Annotated in this window: 14 protein-coding genes and 2 pseudogenes; all 16 read left to right on the top strand. The window is 40.7% G+C overall.

Annotation, left to right across the window (positions count from 1 at the left end; all coding sequences use genetic code 11):
* The first annotated feature begins 48 nt into the window (after positions 1-48).
* The 16 genes and pseudogenes from QP439_RS00440 to QP439_RS00365 all read left to right on the top strand — a co-directional run bounded on the left by QP439_RS00440 (position 49) and on the right by QP439_RS00365 (position 18,008).
* Positions 49-1,128, top strand: coding sequence for a carbamoyl phosphate synthase small subunit (locus QP439_RS00440; RefSeq protein WP_000166853.1), 1,080 nt, complete (start codon positions 49-51; stop codon positions 1,126-1,128).
* Between the two features lie 449 nt (positions 1,129-1,577).
* Positions 1,578-4,754: a carbamoyl-phosphate synthase large subunit gene (gene carB, locus QP439_RS00435; RefSeq protein WP_285386867.1), complete on the top strand. Its 3,177-nt coding sequence runs from the start codon at positions 1,578-1,580 to the stop codon at positions 4,752-4,754.
* A 217-nt stretch (positions 4,755-4,971) separates the two neighbouring features.
* Positions 4,972-5,097: pseudogene (locus tag QP439_RS00430) on the top strand (Nramp family divalent metal transporter); the annotation flags it as partial.
* A 351-nt stretch (positions 5,098-5,448) separates the two neighbouring features.
* Positions 5,449-6,154: pseudogene (locus tag QP439_RS00425) on the top strand (IspD/TarI family cytidylyltransferase).
* 4 nt (positions 6,155-6,158) lie between these two features.
* Complete coding sequence (locus tag QP439_RS00420; protein WP_084927334.1) at positions 6,159-7,181, top strand: ribitol-5-phosphate dehydrogenase; 1,023 nt, start codon at positions 6,159-6,161, stop codon at positions 7,179-7,181.
* 16 nt (positions 7,182-7,197) lie between these two features.
* A complete protein-coding gene (locus QP439_RS00415; protein WP_261081189.1) occupies positions 7,198-8,067 on the top strand; it encodes a phosphotransferase family protein in 870 nt (289 codons plus the stop codon).
* Positions 8,057-8,935 (top strand): DMT family transporter, encoded by an 879-nt coding sequence (locus QP439_RS00410; RefSeq protein WP_261446661.1) that lies wholly within the window; start codon positions 8,057-8,059, stop codon positions 8,933-8,935. The genes QP439_RS00415 and QP439_RS00410 overlap by 11 nt, the downstream gene beginning before the upstream one ends.
* Positions 8,936-8,946: 11 nt before the next feature.
* A complete protein-coding gene (locus tag QP439_RS00405; RefSeq protein WP_000643965.1) occupies positions 8,947-9,636 on the top strand; it encodes a sugar phosphate nucleotidyltransferase in 690 nt (229 codons plus the stop codon).
* 87 nt (positions 9,637-9,723) lie between these two features.
* Positions 9,724-10,572 (top strand): DNA-processing protein DprA, encoded by an 849-nt coding sequence (gene dprA, locus QP439_RS00400; protein WP_261081191.1) that lies wholly within the window; start codon positions 9,724-9,726, stop codon positions 10,570-10,572.
* Positions 10,573-10,841: 269 nt separating this feature from the next.
* Positions 10,842-12,929: a type I DNA topoisomerase gene (gene topA / locus QP439_RS00395; protein ID WP_285386863.1), complete on the top strand. Its 2,088-nt coding sequence runs from the start codon at positions 10,842-10,844 to the stop codon at positions 12,927-12,929.
* Between the two features lie 105 nt (positions 12,930-13,034).
* Entirely contained in the window at positions 13,035-13,394 is a 360-nt protein-coding gene (locus QP439_RS00390) for a YbaN family protein (protein ID WP_020901447.1), read from the top strand.
* A gap of 90 nt (positions 13,395-13,484) precedes the next feature.
* Positions 13,485-14,117 carry a copper homeostasis protein CutC gene (locus QP439_RS00385; protein WP_285386862.1) on the top strand — a complete coding sequence of 211 codons (633 nt, stop codon included), beginning with the start codon at positions 13,485-13,487 and terminating at the stop codon, positions 14,115-14,117.
* A gap of 43 nt (positions 14,118-14,160) precedes the next feature.
* Complete coding sequence (locus QP439_RS00380; RefSeq protein WP_285386861.1) at positions 14,161-14,817, top strand: MmcQ/YjbR family DNA-binding protein; 657 nt, start codon at positions 14,161-14,163, stop codon at positions 14,815-14,817.
* Positions 14,818-15,130: 313 nt separating this feature from the next.
* Complete coding sequence (locus tag QP439_RS00375) at positions 15,131-16,693, top strand: 2-isopropylmalate synthase (RefSeq protein WP_285386860.1); 1,563 nt, start codon at positions 15,131-15,133, stop codon at positions 16,691-16,693.
* Between the two features lie 11 nt (positions 16,694-16,704).
* Entirely contained in the window at positions 16,705-17,742 is a 1,038-nt protein-coding gene (gene leuB / locus QP439_RS00370) for a 3-isopropylmalate dehydrogenase (RefSeq protein ID WP_285386858.1), read from the top strand.
* On the top strand, positions 17,739-18,008 hold the full coding sequence (locus QP439_RS00365; protein WP_261104659.1) for a DUF1294 domain-containing protein: 270 nt from the start codon (positions 17,739-17,741) through the stop codon (positions 18,006-18,008). Before leuB ends, QP439_RS00365 begins: the two co-directional genes overlap by 4 nt.

Here is an 18,008-nt window from a genome sequence, read left to right as displayed (position 1 = left end):
ACACAAGACGTTAAAAGACGCCAGTGAGCGTCCACGAGAGGTGAAAATATGACAAAAAGACTTCTAGTATTAGAAGATGGCACAGTTTTTGAAGGCAAAGCCTTCGGAGCAGATATTGATGTTACAGGCGAAATCGTCTTTAATACAGGTATGACTGGCTACCAAGAATCCATTACAGACCAGTCTTATAATGGACAAATCTTGACCTTTACTTATCCTTTGGTAGGAAATTATGGAATTAACCGTGATGATTACGAATCCATTATTCCAACTTGTAAGGGAGTCGTTGTTTTCGAAGAGGCACGTAGAGCAAGTAATTGGCGAAATCAAATGACCTTGGATGAATTTTTGAAAGCCAAGAAAATTCCTGGTATTTCAGGGATTGATACGCGTGCACTTACCAAGATTATCCGTAAGCATGGTACCATGCGTGCAACTTTGACCCATGTTGGGGACAGCATGGATCATGTGACGGACCAACTCCAAGCGACAGTATTACCGACAGACAATATTAAGCAGGTTTCTACTAAAACTTCATATCCAGCTCCAGGAGTAGGTTTGAGCGTGGTGCTAGTGGACTTTGGTCTCAAGCACTCAATCCTACGTGAACTTTCTAAACGCAACTGTAACGTGACGGTTGTTCCTTATTCAACAACGGCTGAAGAAATTCTCCATCTCAATCCTGACGGAGTTATGTTGTCAAATGGTCCAGGTAACCCAGAAGATGTTCCACAAGCACTGGACATGATTCGTGGTGTGCAAGGAAAAATTCCAATCTTTGGTATTTGTATGGGGCACCAACTCTTCGCAATGGCAAACGGGGCTAAGACTTACAAGATGAAGTTTGGTCACCGTGGTTTTAACCATGCAGTACGTGAAATCGCAACAGGACGAGTAGACTTCACCAGTCAGAACCATGGTTATGCAGTCAGTCGTGAGGATTTGCCAGAGCATTTGATTATCACCCACGAAGAAATCAATGATAAGTCAGTTGAAGGTGTGCGTCACAGATATCAACCTGCTTTCTCTGTCCAATACCACCCAGACGCAGCCCCTGGTCCACATGACGCAAGCTACCTATTTGACGAGTTTATCGAGATGATGGAAGCTTTTAAACAATCAAACTAAGAACGAGTAAAAACTCGTCAGAGAATTTATGTAACTGAACACGGACGGAAAGCTCGGAATTTAGAGAAACCAATTTGGATTGTCAATCCTTCCTTGGTTTCCTAAAATTCAATCGCTTTTTATTCGTCCTTTGTATCTTATTTAATGTCGCTCTGTGAGGCGACGAATAGGAAGGCAGGTCGTTTCTTTTAGTCGCTATCAGGCGAACTAAAAACTCCCTGCACTAGATTTTTTACCGAAAAGTATCGTTTCGCTAAAAAAATCGTCGGAGAATTTATTTAATGGCAACCCGAGAGTTGCCGAATAGAAAGGAGAAGGGTGGTCCGTATTTGCTGAACTGAATACGGGCTACGGACGGTGCTAAAAAGATAGTTATTCCTAGAACTGATAGTTCTGCGTAATAACTCCTATTTTAGCTTTGTCCGCTTGACGCCCTTAATATCTTATAAATGCCTAAACGTACTGATATTCAAAAAATTATGGTGATTGGTTCTGGTCCGATTATTATTGGTCAGGCTGCTGAGTTTGACTACGCTGGGACCCAGGCTTGCTTGTCTTTGAAAGAGGAAGGTTATGAGGTTGTCTTGGTTAATTCAAACCCTGCAACTATCATGACGGACAAGGAAATTGCTGATAAGGTTTATATTGAACCGATTACACTTGAGTTTGTGACTCGTATTCTTCGTAAGGAACGTCCAGATGCCTTGCTACCAACACTCGGTGGTCAGACAGGTCTCAATATGGCCATGGAACTGTCTAAAAATGGTATCCTAGATGAGCTTGGAGTTGAGCTTCTCGGTACTAAACTATCTGCCATTGACCAAGCGGAGGACCGTGACCTCTTTAAACAATTGATGGAAGAGCTCAACCAACCAATTCCAGAATCTGAAATTGTCAACACGGTTGACGAAGCAGTTGCCTTTGCAGCAACAATTGGCTACCCAGTTATCGTTCGTCCAGCCTTTACCCTTGGTGGTACTGGTGGTGGTATGTGTTCCAATGAAGAAGAATTGCGTGAAATCGCTGAAAATGGTTTGAAATTATCGCCTGTGACCCAATGTTTGATTGAACGTTCGATTGCAGGTTTCAAGGAAATCGAATACGAAGTGATGCGTGACTCAGCTGACAATGCTTTGGTTGTTTGTAACATGGAAAACTTTGACCCAGTTGGGATTCACACAGGGGATTCCATTGTATTTGCCCCTGCGCAAACCATGTCAGACTATGAAAACCAAATGCTTCGTGACGCAAGCTTGAGCATTATTCGTGCCCTTAAGATTGAAGGTGGATGTAACGTTCAGCTGGCACTTGATCCACATAGCTTTAAGTATTATGTTATCGAAGTAAACCCTCGTGTATCGCGTTCTTCAGCCCTTGCTTCTAAAGCGACAGGTTATCCAATTGCCAAATTGGCTGCCAAGATTGCAGTTGGCTTGACCTTGGACGAGGTTATCAACCCAGTTACAGGTTCAACCTATGCCATGTTTGAGCCTGCCCTTGACTACGTAGTTGCCAAGATTCCACGTTTCCCATTTGACAAGTTTGAAAAGGGAGAACGCCGTCTTGGTACCCAGATGAAGGCAACTGGAGAAGTCATGGCGATTGGTCGTAACATCGAGGAATCTCTTCTTAAGGCTTGCCGCTCCCTTGAAATTGGGGTGCACCACAATGAGATGTCTGAACTTGCAGCAGTTTCTGATGATGCCTTGATTGAAAAGGTTGTCAAAGCCCAAGATGATCGTCTCTTCTATGTGTCTGAAGCCATTCGCCGTGGCTACACACCAGAAGAAATTGCTGAATTGACCAAGATTGATATTTTCTATCTGGATAAACTCTTGCATATCTTTGAAATTGAGCAAGAATTGGGTGCTCATCCACAAAATCTAGAAGTTTTGAAAACTGCCAAACTTAATGGATTTTCTGATCGTAAGATTGCTGAACTCTGGGAAACGACAGCTGACCAAGTTCGTCAACTTCGTTTGGAAAACAAGATTGTCCCAGTCTACAAGATGGTTGATACCTGTGCGGCAGAGTTTGACTCTGAAACTCCATATTTCTATTCAACCTATGGTTGGGAAAATGAATCTATCAAGTCTGATAAAGAATCCGTTCTAGTTCTAGGTTCTGGTCCAATCCGTATCGGTCAAGGGGTCGAGTTTGACTACGCAACTGTTCATTCAGTTAAGGCTATTCAGGCGGCTGGCTATGAAGCCATCATCATGAATTCAAACCCAGAGACCGTTTCTACAGACTTCTCTGTATCAGATAAGCTTTACTTTGAGCCATTGACATTTGAAGATGTTATGAACGTCATTGACTTGGAGCAACCAAAAGGTGTTATTGTTCAGTTCGGTGGTCAAACAGCTATCAACCTAGCTGAGCCATTGGCTAAAGCAGGTGTGACTATTCTTGGTACGCAAGTAGCTGACCTAGACCGTGCGGAAGACCGTGACCTCTTCGAGCAAGCTCTAAAAGATTTGGATATTCCACAGCCACCAGGACAAACGGCTACCAATGAAGAAGAAGCAGTTCTTGCAGCTCGCAAGATTGGCTTCCCAGTTCTTGTCCGCCCATCTTATGTACTTGGTGGACGTGCCATGGAAATCGTTGAAAACGAAGAAGACCTTCGTTCTTACATGCGAACTGCTGTTAAGGCTAGTCCAGACCACCCAGTTCTTGTCGATTCTTACATTGTTGGTCAGGAGTGCGAAGTTGATGCCATCTCAGACGGGGAAAATGTTCTCATCCCTGGTATCATGGAGCATATCGAACGTGCCGGTGTCCACTCAGGTGACTCAATGGCCGTTTACCCACCACAAACCTTGTCGCAAAAGGTGCAAGAAACAATCGCAGACTATACTAAACGCCTAGCAATCGGTCTTAACTGCCTTGGTATGATGAACATCCAGTTTGTCATCAAGGATGAAAAAGTCTACGTTATTGAGGTCAATCCGCGTGCTAGCCGTACGGTTCCTTTCCTTTCTAAAGTAACCAATATTCCTATGGCTCAGGTAGCAACCAAGCTTATTCTTGGTCAAAGTTTATCAGAACTTGGCTACCAAGATGGTCTTTACCCTGAAAGTACTCGAGTTCATATTAAAGCACCAGTATTCTCCTTTACCAAACTAGCTAAGGTAGACAGCTTACTTGGTCCTGAAATGAAGTCAACAGGTGAAGTTATGGGTTCTGATACTACTTTGGAAAAAGCTCTCTATAAGGCCTTTGAAGCTTCTTACTTACACTTGCCAACTTTTGGTAACGTTGTATTTACCATCGCTGATGATGCCAAAGAAGAAGCCTTGGACTTGGCTCGTCGTTTCCAAAATATTGGCTATGGAATCCTCGCGACGGAAGGGACAGCTGCCTTCTTTGCCAGTCATGGATTGCAAGCCCAACCTGTTGGTAAGATTGGTGATGACGATAAAGATATCCCAAGTTTTGTTCGCAAAGGAAGAGTTCAAGCTATCATTAACACAGTTGGAACCAAACGAACTGCTGATGAAGATGGTGAGCAAATCCGCCGTTCAGCCATTGAACACGGGGTACCCCTCTTTACAGCATTAGATACAGCTAACGCCATGCTCAAAGTATTGGAAAGCCGTAGTTTTGTTACAGAAGCAATCTAGTTGAGAAAGAATTTTCACAGTTAAAAAGCCAGCGTCAGAAAACGCTGGCTTTTGCAATACTGGTGTTGCTTATTTCAGCTATCATGCTTTCCTTAAGAATCGTTCCAAAATGTGATATAATAAGAATAAATTGGAAATAGGCAAACTATTTTCATTTTATTTTCAAAAGCTTCATTAATAAACTAGGTAAAGACTTGATTAGAAAGTGAATATTCCTATGTCTTCTTATAAAAAGGTCTCCCTTTCTGAGATCAATCAATCTATTGAAACTCCCAATAACAATCATTTTTGGCAAAATCTAAAAGCATTTTTAGGGCCTGGAGCTCTTGTAGCAGTTGGTTATTTTTTATTTTAAAGACTTGTCCTGAGCCCATTCGTATTTATATCATAAAGTTAGCTAATAAGAAATGAAGGGCAGTAAGCCAAGCAATCACTTTGGAGTTTCAAAGTTTTATTTTAAGCTTTCTTTAAGAAAACTATATTATTCTGAAGAACTCTAAAATTTCACAGCCATTTATTAGTAATGACTACAGAATTCCTAGTCACTACTAGAAATGGACTAGTTTCTTTGAATAATGGAACTGCTTAATCCTCCTATTCTAGAACAGGAGGGCCGGTATTTCTTTCATGATAGGACTAGATTGTGGTATAATAGAGAGAATAAGTTTTTTTAGTAAGACAAAGGAGAAAATAGATGATTTATGCAGGAATTCTTGCTGGTGGAACTGGCACACGTATGGGAATCAGTAACTTGCCAAAACAATTTTTAGAGCTAGGTGATCGACCTATCTTGATTCATACAATTGAAAAATTTGTCTTAGAACCAAGCATTGAAAAAATTGTGGTTGGTGTTCACGGAGACTGGGTTTCCCATGCAGAAGATCTTGTAGATAAATATCTACCTCTTCATAAGGAGCGTATCATTATTACAAAAGGTGGTGCTGACCGTAATACGAGTATTGAGAAAATCATTGAAGCCATCGATGCTTATCGTCCGCTTACACCAGAGGACATCGTTGTTACCCACGATTCTGTTCGTCCGTTCATTACGCTTCGCATGATTCAGGACAATATCAAACTTGCTCAAAATCATGATGCAGTGGACACAGTGGTAGAAGCGGTTGATACTATCGTTGAAAGCACTAATGGTCAATTCATTACAGATATTCCAAATCGAGCTCACCTCTATCAAGGACAAACACCTCAAACATTCCGTTGCAAGGACTTCATGGACCTTTACGGCTCTCTCTGCTGAAGAGAAGGAAATCTTGACAGATGCATGTAAGATCTTTGTAATCAAAGGAAAAGATGTGGCCTTGGCTAAGGGCGAATACTCAAACTTAAAAATCTCAACAGTGACAGATTTGAAGATTGCAAAAAGTATTATTGAGAAAGACTAGCGATATGATTAATCAAATTTGTCAACTGACTAAGCCCAAGTTTATCAACGTCAAATACCAGAAAGAGGCTATTGACCAAGAGAATCATATCCTTATCCATCCCAACTACATGGCGGTCTGTCATGCGGATCAGCGTTACTACCAAGGAAAACGTGATCCGAAGATTTTGAATAAAAAGCTTCCAATGGCAATGATTCACGAGTCATGTGGAACCGTTATTTCTGACCCTACAGGAACCTACGAGGTTGGGCAAAAAGTTGTCATGATTCCTAATCAGCCTCCTATGCAGAGCAATGAAGAATTCTATGAGAACTACATGACAGGGACTCATTTCTTGTCTAGTGGCTTTGATGGCTTTATGAGAGAGTTTGTTTCTCTTCCTAAAGACCGTGTGGTGGCTTATGATGCTATCGAAGATACGGTTGCAGCCATTACAGAGTTTGTCAGTGTCGGTATGCACGCTATGAATCGTCTATTGACCCTTGCTCATAGCAAGCGGGACCGAATTGCCGTTATCGGAGATGGAAGTTTAGCATTTGTGGTTGCCAATATTATCAACTATACTTTGCCAGAAGCAGAGATTGTTGTTATTGGTCGTCATTGGGAAAAGTTGGAACTCTTCTCATTTGCCAAAGAATGCTATATCACTGACAATATTCCTGAAGATTTGGCCTTTGACCACGCTTTTGAGTGTTGTGGTGGTGATGGTACTGGACCAGCCATTAATGACTTGATTCGCTACATTCGTCCTCAGGGAACGATTCTTATGATGGGAGTTAGCGAATATAAAGTCAATCTCAATACTCGTGATGCCTTAGAAAAGGGCTTGCTCTTGGTTGGGTCCTCTCGTTCTGGTCGCATTGATTTTGAAAATGCAATCCAAATGATGGAAGTCAAGAAATTTGCCAATCGTCTTAAAAATATCCTTTATCTAGAAGAACCTGTAAGAGAAATTAAAGATATTCACCGTGTCTTTGCGACCGATTTAAACACAGCCTTTAAAACAGTGTTTAAGTGGGAAGTATAAGTGCTGGAGGTTAATTGTGGAGAAAATCATTAAAGAAAAAATTTCATCCCTACTTAGTCAAGAAGAGGAAGTCCTCAGTGTTGAACAACTGGGGGGAATGACCAATCAAAACTATTTGGTCAAAACAACAAATAAGCAATACATTGTTAAATTCTTTGGTAAAGGGACAGAAAAGCTGATCAATCGTCAAGATGAAAAGTACAATCTTGAACTACTAAAGGATTTAGACTTAGATGTAAGAAATTATCTTTTTGATATTGAAGCTGGTATCAAAGTAAATGAGTATATCGAATCTGCGATTACGCTTGATTCAAGGTCAATCAAGACTAAATTTGACAAAATTGCTCCAATATTACAAACCATTCATGCATCTGGTAAGGAATTAAGGGGAGAATTTGCTCCTTTTGAAGAAATCAAAAAATACGAATCCTTAATTGAAGAAAAAATCCCGTATGCTAACTATGAAGCAGTTCGAGAAGAAGTCTTCTCCTTAGAGAAAAGACTGGCTGACTTAGGTGTTGACAGAAAATCTTGTCACATCGATTTGGTACCTGAAAACTTTATCGAATCACCTCAAGGACGTCTATATCTGATTGACTGGGAATATTCATCAATGAACGATCCAATGTGGGATTTGGCTGCTCTCTTTTTAGAGTCTGAATTCACTTCCCAAGAGGAAGAAGCTTTCTTATCTCACTATGAGAGTGAGCAAACACCTGTCTCTCGTGAAAAGATTGCAATCTATAAAATTTTGCAAGATGCTATTTGGAGTCTATGGACAGTCTACAAAGAAGAGCAAGGTGCAGATTTTGGTGACTATGGTGTGAGTCGTTACCAAAGAGCTGTTAAAGGTTTGTCATATTATGGAGGTTTAGATGAAAAATAAAAATGGAGTTTCTTTTGGTCTACTCTCAGGTATTTTCTGGGGTTTAGGTCTAACGATTAGTGCTTATATCTTTTCGATTTTTACAGATTTGTCGCCCTTTGTGGTGGCCGCTGCTCACGATTTCTTGAGTATCTTTATCTTACTAGCTTTTCTCTTGGTGAAAGAAGGAAAAGTTCGTCTCTCAATTTTCTTAAATATTCGCAATGTTAGTGTTATCATCGGAGCCTTATTAGCAGGTCCTATCGGTATGCAGGCCAATCTTTATGCGGTTAAGTATATCGGAAGTTCCTTAGCTTCATCTGTATCGGCTATTTATCCTGCGATTTCAGTTTTATTGGCTTTCTTCTTTTTGAAGCACAAGATTTCGAAAAATACTGTGTTTGGGATTGTCTTGATTATTGCAGGGATTATTGCTCAAACTTATAAGGTTGAACAGGTTAATTCTTTCTACATTGGGATTGTTTGTGCTTTAGTTTGTGCTATTGCATGGGGAAGTGAGAGTGTTCTTAGCTCTTTTGCCATGGAAAGTGAATTGAGTGAAATCGAAGCCCTCTTAATCCGTCAAGTAACTTCATTCTTGTCCTATCTTGTGATTGTGCTCTTCTCTCATCAGTCATTTGCAGAAGTAGCTAATGGACAATTGTTAGGTCTTATGATTGTCTTTGCAGCCTTTGATATGATTTCCTACTTGGCTTATTATATCGCTATCAATCGCTTGCAACCAGCCAAGGCTACAGGTCTTAACGTGAGCTATGTAGTATGGACAGTCTTGTTTGCAGTTGTTTTCTTGGGTGCACCGCTAGATATGTTGACAATTATTACGTCACTTGTCGTTATTGCTGGAGTTTATATTATTATTAAAGAATAAAGGAGATTCGTGTGAAAGCCATCATCTTAGCAGCGGGCTTGGGAACTCGCTTGCGTCCTATGACTGAAAATACCCCTAAAGCCTTGGTTCAGGTTAATCAAAAACCCCTGATTGAATACCAAATTGAGTTTCTCAAAGAAAAAGGAATTAACGACATCATCATCATCGTTGGTTACCTTAAAGAACAATTCGATTATTTAAAAGAGAAATATGGTGTTCGCCTCGTCTTCAATGATAAATACGCTGACTACAATAACTTTTACTCTCTCTATCTTGTAAAAGAAGAATTAGCTAACAGTTATGTTATTGATGCGGATAACTATCTCTTCAAAAATATGTTCCGCAATGATTTGACACGTTCGACTTATTTTAGTGTTTATCGTGAAGATTGTACCAACGAATGGTTCTTGGTCTATGGAGATGACTACAAGGTTCAAGACATTATTGTTGATAGCAAGGCAGGTCGTATCCTTAGTGGTGTATCCTTCTGGGATGCTCCAACTGCAGAAAAGATTGTTAGCTTTATCGATAAGGCTTATGCAAGTGGTGAATTTGTTGATCTCTACTGGGACAATATGGTTAAGGATAACATCAAAGAGCTAGATGTCTATGTTGAAGAATTAGAAGGCAATAGCATCTATGAGATCGATAGTGTCCAAGATTATCATAAATTAGAAGAAATTCTTAAAAACGAGAATTAAAGATCCCAACATCTGGCTAAAATAGTCGGATGTTTTTTTGATTTTTTACGAATAAATAGATGAGTAGAAAAAGAAATGGAGATATTTATGAAAATCACAAACTATGAAATCTATAAGTTAAAAAAATCAGGTTTAACCAATCAACAGATTTTGAAAGTCCTAGAATACGGTGAAAATGTCGATCAAGAACTTTTGTTGGGTGATATCGCAGAAATATCAGGTTGCCGAAATCCAGCAGTTTTTATGGAACGTTATTTTCAGATAGATGATTCGCATTTGGAGAAAGAGTTTCAAAAATTTCCATCTTTCTCTATTTTAGATGACTGTTACCCTTGGGATTTGAGTGAAATATACGATGCGCCTGTACTTTTATTTTACAAGGGAAATCTTGACCTCTTGAAATTTCCTAAGGTAGCGGTCGTGGGAAGTCGTTCTTGTAGCAAACAGGGAGCTAAGTCAGTTGAAAAAGTCATTCAGGGCTTGGAAAATGAACTGGTTATCGTCAGTGGATTAGCCAAGGGTATCGATACAGCAGCTCATATGGCAGCTCTTCAGAATGGCGGAAAAACCATTGCAGTGATTGGAACAGGATTGGATGTGTTTTATCCTAAAGCCAATAAACGCTTGCAAGACTACATCGGCAATGACCATCTGATTCTCAGTGAATATGGACCTGGCGAACAACCTCTAAAATTTCATTTTCCTGCCCGTAATCGCATCATTGCTGGACTTTGTCGTGGCGTGATTGTAGCAGAGGCCAAGATGCGCTCAGGCAGTCTCATTACCTGTGAGAGAGCAATGGAAGAAGGACGCGATGTCTTTGCTATTCCTGGTAGCATTTTAGATGGACTATCAGGCGGTTGCCATCATTTGATTCAGGAAGGGGCAAAATTGGTCACCAGTGGGCAGGATGTTCTTGCAGAATTTGAATTTTAATACTCTTCGAAAATCTCTTCAAATCACGTCAGCTTCACCTTGCCGTAGGTATGGTTACTGACTTCGTCAGTCTCATCTGCAACCTCAAAGCAGTGCTTTGAGCAACCTGCGGTTAGTTTCCTAGTTTGCTCTTTGATTTTCATTGAGTATAAGAAGAAAGTCCGCTTACTAGACAAACTTTTCTTCTATATATAGTAGCTAAGTCTTGACAGTTATGGCAAAATGGTTTACACTTTATAAAGTTTATTACTTTGAAAAGGTGTGATACTGTGGCTACGGCAACAAAAAAGAAAAAATCAACAGTTAAAAAAAATCTAGTAATCGTGGAGTCGCCTGCTAAGGCTAAGACGATTGAAAAATATCTAGGCAGAAACTATAAGGTTTTAGCCAGTGTTGGGCATATCCGTGATTTGAAGAAATCTAGTATGTCCGTCGATATTGAAAATAATTATGAACCGCAATATATCAATATCCGAGGAAAAGGTCCTCTTATCAATGACTTGAAAAAAGAAGCCAAAAAAGCTAATAAAGTCTTTCTGGCGAGTGACCCGGACCGTGAAGGAGAAGCGATTTCTTGGCATTTGGCTCACATTCTCAACTTGGATGAAAATGATGCTAACCGTGTGGTCTTCAATGAAATCACCAAGGATGCAGTCAAAAATGCTTTTAAGGAGCCACGCAAGATTGATATGGACTTGGTTGATGCCCAACAGGCTCGTCGTGTCCTAGACCGCTTGGTAGGATATTCGATTTCGCCTATTTTGTGGAAAAAGGTAAAGAAGGGCTTGTCAGCAGGTCGCGTTCAGTCTATTGCGCTTAAGTTAATCATTGATCGTGAAAATGAAATCAATGACTTCCAGCCAGAAGAATATTGGACAATTGATGCTGTCTTTAAAAAGGGAACCAAGCAATTTCAGGCTTCCTTCTATGGAGTAGATGGTAAAAAGCTGAAACTGACTAGTAATGATGAGGTTAAGGAAGTCTTATCTCGTCTGACTAGCAAAGATTTTTCAGTGGATCAGGTAGATAAGAAAGAGCGCAAACGCAATGCTCCATTACCCTATACCACTTCATCTATGCAGATGGATGCTGCCAATAAAATTAATTTCCGTACTCGAAAAACCATGATGGTTGCCCAACAGCTCTATGAAGGGATTAATATCGGTTCTGGTGTTCAAGGTTTGATTACTTATATGCGTACCGATTCGACTCGTATCAGTCCTGTAGCGCAAAATGAAGCAGCAAGTTTCATTACGGACCGTTTTGGTAGTAAGTATTCTAAGCATGGTAGCAAGGTCAAAAATGCATCAGGTGCTCAGGATGCCCACGAGGCTATTCGTCCGTCTAGTGTCTTTAATACACCTGAAAGTATTGCTAAGTATCTGGATAAGGATCAGCTCAAGCTTTATACTCTTATTTGGAATCGTTTTGTAGCGAGTCAGATGACAGCTGCTGTCTTTGATACCATGGCTGTTAAATTGTCTCAAAATGGAGTTCAATTTGCTGCTAATGGTAGTCAGGTTAAGTTTGATGGTTATCTTGCCATTTACAATGACTCTGACAAGAATAAGATGTTACCAGATATGGCTGTTGGAGATGTGGTTAAGCAGGTGAATAGCAAACCAGAGCAACATTTTACTCAACCGCCTGCCCGTTATTCTGAAGCGACCCTTATCAAGACCTTGGAGGAAAATGGAGTTGGACGTCCGTCAACCTACGCGCCAACCATTGAAACCATTCAGAAACGTTATTATGTTCGCCTTGTAGCCAAACGTTTTGAACCGACAGAGTTGGGAGAAATTGTTAACAAGCTCATCGTTGAATATTTCCCAGATATCGTAAATGTGACCTTTACAGCTGAAATGGAAGGCAAGCTGGATGACGTCGAAGTTGGAAAAGAGCAGTGGCAACGTGTCATTGATGCCTTTTACAAACCATTTTCTAAAGAAGTGGCCAAGGCTGAAGAAGAAATGGAGAAAATCCAAATCAAGGATGAACCAGCTGGATTTGACTGTGAAGTGTGTGGCAGTCCAATGGTTATTAAACTTGGTCGTTTTGGGAAGTTCTACGCTTGTAGCAATTTCCCAGATTGCCGTCATACCCAAGCAATCGTGAAAGAGATTGGTGTTGAGTGTCCAAGCTGTCATCAGGGACAAATCATTGAACGTAAAACCAAACGTAATCGCCTTTTCTATGGTTGCAATCGCTACCCAGAATGTGAATTTACCTCTTGGGACAAACCTGTTGGTCGTGACTGTCCAAAATGTGGAAACTTCCTCATGGAGAAAAAAGTCCGTGGTGGTGGCAAGCAGGTTGTTTGCAGTAATGGTGATTACGAAGAAGAAAAGATTAAATAAGAGGAGAGTCCTGAAAGTGGATTTCAGGCTCTTTTTGGTTAGAACTTGACAAAATTCATCATTATATGCGAAACTAGAAGAAGATTATTTTAACTAGGAGAAGTTATGCGTTTTATCTATTTGATCATTGGTTTTTTATCACTAGCCTTGGCTATTATTGGGGTTGTCTTGCCCTTGTTGCCTACAACTCCCTTTCTTTTGTTGTCTATTGCTTGTTTCTCTAGAAGTTCCAAGCGTTTCGAAGATTGGCTTTATCATACCAAGCTCTATCAAGCATATGTAGCTGATTTTCGTGAGACTAAGTCAATTGCGCGTGAACGTAAGAAAAAAATCATCGTATCTATCTACATTTTGATGGGAATTTCAATTTATTTTGCCCCTCTCTTACCTGTCAAAATTGGTCTAGGAGCCTTGACCATTTTTATCACCTATTATCTCTTCAAGGTCATTCCAGACAAAGAATAAAAAATAGTAGCTATTTTCCTTGATATAAATGAAAGCATATTCACAATAATATGATATAATGAATTTAAAGTAATCTTCAAGGAGAATCAAATGATTTACGAATTTTGTGCTGAAAATGTGACCTTGCTTGAAAAAGCGATGCAGGCTGGATCTCGTCGAATCGAACTCTGTGATAATCTGGCAGTGGGAGGAACAACACCCAGCTATGGCGTGACCAAGGCAGCGGTAGAATTGGCAGCTAACTACGATACGACCATCATGACCATGATTCGTCCACGTGGTGGCGACTTTGTCTATAATGACCTAGAAATTGCAATTATGCTAGAAGACATTCGGTTGGCTGCTCAGGCTGGAAGTCAAGGAGTTGTATTTGGGGCTTTAACTGGTGAGAAGAAGTTGGATAAGCCTAATCTTGAAAAGTTAATTGCGGCATCAAAAGGGATGGAAATTGTCTTTCACATGGCCTTTGATGAATTGAGTGACGATGATCAACTGGAAGCTATTGACTGGCTTAGTCAAGCTGGAGTTACTCGTATCCTAACTCGTGCTGGTGTGTCTGGAGATTCACTAGAGAAACGTTTTGCTCACTATCACAGAATTTTGGAACATGCTAAAGGTAAAATTGAAATTCTACCAGGTGGGGGGATTGACTTGGACAACCGTCAAACCTTTATCGACCAGCTAGGTGTGATACAATTGCATGGAACCAAGGTTGTCTTTTAAAAAATAGAAAGGAACTGCTAGCTTTGGGTAGCAGTTTTCACTTATGTTTGAAATTTTTAAATCCTATCAGTTGAATCAAGAAAAGGCTTATGATTATGGTTTTGTAGAAAATGGTGGAGTCTGGACCTATAGTTGCCAGATTTTGCAAGGTGACTTTGTCATGACTGTGTCCGTAGTTGATGGAAACTTGAGCTTTCAAGTCTTTGATCAGGAAACAGGTGATCTCTATCCTCAAGTCCATATGGAAAGCATGACAGGAAGTTTTGTCGGAAGTGTTCGTGAGGCTTGTTTGGAGATTCTTTATCAGATTCGGAAGGCTTGTTTTGAGGTACAGGATTTTATCTGTCCTCAGACTAAAAGAATCGTGACTCAAGTTCAAGAAAAGTATGGTAATCAGTTGGAGTATTTGTGGGAGAAATCGCCTGATACGGCAGTGTTAAGACATGAAGGCAATCAAAAGTGGTATGCCGTCTGGATGAAAATTTCTTGGGGGAAGCTGGAAAAGGGCAGAGAAGGACAAGTGGAAGCAGTCAACCTCAAACATGATCAAGTAGCTGATTTGCTTTCAAGTAAAGGTATTTATCCAGCCTTTCATATGAACAAACGCTACTGGATTAGTGTGGTGCTTGATGATACTTTATCAGATGAAGAAGTACTGAAACTGATAGAAATAAGTTGGAACTTAACCTCTAAAAAATAAAGTATTTCAAGATTTTTCAAGAACTTTCAATTAGCAAAATATTCTCTACTGAAGAAATTTTCAGAAAATATTGGATTTTTTCTTGACAAGTACTTTTGCCTATGCTAAAATACTAAACAAGATATCAAACGAAGGAGAAAGTCAAACATGAAAGCAGCTAAGTTTAATCAATTCGCTTTGTTGTTGAGGTACTCGGGCTAGTGCAAAAAGCATTAGTCCTGTTTGGCTTACCAAGCGGGAGTGAATCAACATCTCGCTTGGGTTTCTGAGCGAGATGTTTTTTTAAAACCACATTTGGAAAAGGGGAAATCTTATGAGAACAGTTGAATTTCTAGATACCAGCCTTCGGGATGGAGAACAGACACCGGGTGTTAACTTTTCAATCAAGGAAAAAATTGCCATTGCAAGACAGCTGGAGAAATGGGGCATTTCAGCCATCGAAGCTGGTTTTCCAGCGGCTAGTCCAGACTCATTTACGGCAGTTCAGGAGATTGCTAAGGCCTTGAAGAAAACAGCGGTGACTGGTTTAGCACGCTCTGTCAAGTCTGATATTGATGCTTGTTACGAGGCCCTCAAGGACGCCAAGTATCCACAAGTGCACGTCTTTATTGCAACCAGTCCGATTCACCGAAAGTATAAGCTCAATAAGAGCAAGGAAGAGATTTTGGAAGCAATCAGTGAGCATGTCTCTTATGCACGTTCCAAGTTTGAAGTGGTCGAATTCTCTCCTGAAGATGCGACCAGAACAGAGTTGGATTTCCTTCTACAAGTTGTTCAAACAGCGGTTGATGCAGGTGCGTCTTATATCAATATTCCTGATACGGTAGGATTTACCACACCAGAGGAATATGGAGCTATCTTCAAATACTTGATTGAGAATGTCAAGACGGATCGTCAGATCATCTATTCGCCTCACTGCCACGATGACCTTGGAATGGCAGTGGCTAATAGCCTTGCTGCTGTCAAGAATGGGGCAGGACGTGTCGAAGGAACTATCAACGGTATTGGTGAGCGAGCTGGAAATGCTGCTTTGGAAGAAATAGCAGTGGCTCTCAATATTCGCCAAGATTACTATCAAGCAGAAACTAGTATTGTTTTAAATGAAACCATCAATACGTCAGAAATGGTTTCTCGCTTTTCAGGAATTCCAGTTCCTAAAAACAAGGCTGTGGTCGGTGGCAATGCCTTTTCTCACGAATCTGGTATTCACCAAGACGGAGTTCTTAAAAATCCTCTTACCTATGAAATCATCACTCCTGAATTGGTCGGTGTCAAGAGTAATAGCCTTCCACTTGGAAAATTGTCAGGTCGCCATGCCTTTGTCGAGAAACTAAGAGAATTGGCGCTAGATTTTACAGAAGAGGATATCAAGCCACTCTTTGCTAAGTTCAAGGCGTTAGCGGACAAGAAGCAAGAAATCACAGATGCAGATATTCGAGCTTTGGTAGCTGGAACCATGGTTGAGAATCCAGAAGGCTTCCACTTTGATGATTTACAACTTCAAACTCATGCAGATAATGACATTGAAGCAATCGTTAGCCTAGCCAATATGGATGGTGAAAAAGTCGAATTTAATGCGACAGGCCAAGGTTCCGTTGAGGCTATCTTCAACGCTATCGACAAGTTCTTCAATCAATCCGTTCGCTTGGTGTCCTATACTATCGATGCGGTAACAGATGGGATCGATGCCCAGGCTCGGGTCTTGGTCACTGTTGAAAACAGAGATACAGAGACCATCTTTAATGCAGCAGGTCTTGATTTCGATGTGTTGAAGGCTTCGGCTATTGCCTACATCAATGCCAATACCTTTGTTCAAAAAGAGAATGCTGGTGAGATGGGACGTAGCGTTTCCTATCGCGATATGCCTAGTGTGTAAAGGAGAATGCTATGACAAAAAAAATAGTAGCTCTAGCAGGGGACGGAATTGGCCCAGAAATCATGGAGGCTGGTTTAGAGGTTCTGGAAGCTCTAGCTGAAAAAACAGGTTTTGATTATGAGGTTGAAAGGCGACCTTTTGGCGGTGCAGGTATAGATGCTGCAGGGCATCCCTTACCTGATGAAACCCTCAAGGCAAGTAGAGAAGCAGATGCCATTCTCCTAGCAGCTATTGGTAGTCCCCGGTATGATAGTACAGCGGTTCGGCCTGAACAAGGCCTGCTGGCTCTTCGTAAGGAACTCAATCTCTATGCTAATATTCGCCCGGTTAAAATATTTGAGAGTCTTAAGCATTTGTCACCTCTCAAACCAGAACGAATTGCTGGTGTTGACTTTGTTGTGGTGCGTGAGTTGACAGGTGGTATTTACTTTGGAGATCATATTCTTGAAGAGCGAAAAGCGCGTGATATCAATGACTACAGCTATGAGGAAGTGGAGCGAATTATTCGTAAGGCATTTGAAATCGCAAGAAGTCGGAGAAAAATCCTTACCAGTATAGATAAGCAAAATGTGTTGGCAACATCAAAACTCTGGCGGAAAGTAGCTGAGAAGGTCTCACAGGATTTCCCAGATGTGACCTTGGAACACCAACTGGTGGACTCAGCTGCTATGCTCATGATTACCAATCCTGCTAAGTTTGATGTCATCGTGACAGAAAATCTTTTCGGAGATATTCTCTCTGATGAATCAAGCGTTCTATCTGGCACACTTGGGGTTATGCCATCAGCCAGTCATTCTGAAAATGGACCAAGTCTCTATGAACCTATTCACGGTTCAGCACCTGATATTGCTGGTCAAGGAATTGCCAATCCTATCTCCATGATTTTATCAGTGGCCATGATGCTGAGAGATAGTTTTGGACGTTTTGAGGATGCGGAGCGTATCGAGCATGCTGTTGAAGCAAGTTTGGCAGCTGGCATTTTAACGAGAGATATAGGAGGTCAGGCTTCGACCAAGGAAATGACGGAAGAGATTATTGCAAGGTTATGAAGTTAGACGAAAAAATTACTCTAGTCCTTTTGATTTGGAATGTCATGATTTTCATTATTTATGGCATTGACAAATCCAAGGCAAGGAGAAGAGCTTGGCGCATCCCAGAGAAAATCTTACTCATTTTAGCCGTTGCTTGTGGTGGTTTTGGAGCTTGGTTAGCAGGAATTACTTTTCACCACAAGACTAGAAAATGGTACTTTAAAACAGTTTGGTTTCTTGGGATGGTGACCACACTAGTAGCCTTATATTATATTTGGAGGTAA

It is taken from the genome of Streptococcus sp. UMB1203 (genome assembly GCF_030217725.1).
GTDB lineage: Bacteria > Bacillota > Bacilli > Lactobacillales > Streptococcaceae > Streptococcus.
Note: the sequence above shows the minus strand (reverse complement) of the source record. Positions and strands in the feature narration are given on the sequence as shown.